This is a genomic window from Methylobacterium trifolii, from assembly GCF_022179685.1.
Classification (GTDB): Bacteria; Pseudomonadota; Alphaproteobacteria; order Rhizobiales; family Beijerinckiaceae; genus Methylobacterium; species Methylobacterium trifolii.
The window spans coordinates 1-1,189 of sequence record NZ_BPRB01000388.1 but is presented as its reverse complement, the minus strand read 5'-3'; the positions used below and the strand labels follow the sequence as shown (position 1 = coordinate 1,189).

The 1,189-nt window shown below is 67.0% G+C and carries 1 protein-coding gene; it reads left to right on the top strand.

Annotated elements, in window-relative coordinates; genetic code table 11:
- Positions 1–1,189 (top strand): elongation factor Tu (gene tuf, locus COGEMETH_RS24970; protein ID WP_238185360.1); only part of this gene is annotated, 1,189 nt, incomplete at its 3' end.

Sequence of the window (1,189 nt, the reverse complement as noted above, 5' to 3'; positions counted from 1 at the left end):
ATGGCCAAGGAAAAGTTCGCTCGCACGAAGCCGCACTGCAACATCGGCACGATCGGTCACGTCGACCACGGCAAGACGTCGTTGACGGCGGCGATCACGAAGGTGCTGGCCGAGACGGGCGGTGCGACGTTCACGGCCTACGACCAGATCGACAAGGCGCCCGAGGAGAAGGCGCGCGGGATCACGATCTCGACGGCGCACGTGGAGTACGAGACGGCCAACCGGCACTACGCCCACGTCGACTGCCCCGGCCACGCCGACTACGTGAAGAACATGATCACGGGCGCCGCGCAGATGGACGGTGCGATCCTGGTGGTCTCGGCCGCCGACGGGCCGATGCCGCAGACCCGCGAGCACATCCTGCTCGCCCGCCAGGTCGGCGTGCCGGCGCTGGTGGTGTTCCTGAACAAGGTCGACCTGGTGGACGACGAGGAGCTGCTGGAGCTGGTCGAGATGGAGGTGCGCGAGCTGCTCTCCAAGTACGACTTCCCCGGCGACGACATCCCGATCACCAAGGGCTCGGCCAAGGTGGCCCTGGACAACGGCGACAAGAAGGTCGGCCACGACGCCGTCATCGCGCTGATGAAGACGGTGGACGACTACATCCCGCAGCCGGAGCGCCCGATCGACATGCCGTTCCTGATGCCGATCGAGGACGTGTTCTCGATCTCGGGTCGCGGCACGGTGGTGACGGGGCGCGTCGAGCGCGGGATCGTCAAGGTGGGCGAGTCGGTGGAGATCGTGGGCATCCGCGCGACCCAGACCACGACGGTCACGGGCGTGGAGATGTTCCGCAAGCTCCTCGACCAGGGCCAGGCGGGCGACAACGTCGGCGTGCTGCTGCGCGGCACCAAGCGCGAGGACGTGGAGCGCGGGCAGGTCGTGTGCAAGCCGGGCTCGGTCAAGCCCCACACCAAGTTCAAGGCCGAGGCCTACATCCTGACCAAGGAGGAGGGCGGGCGCCACACCCCGTTCTTCACCAACTACCGGCCGCAATTCTACTTCCGCACCACGGACGTGACCGGCGTGTGCGAACTGCCCGAAGGCACCGAGATGGTGATGCCGGGCGACAACGTGACCATGGACGTGACCCTCATCGTCCCCGTCGCCATGGAAGAGAAGCTGCGCTTCGCCATCCGTGAAGGCGGACGCACCGTCGGTGCCGGCGTCGTCGCCGCCATCAACGACT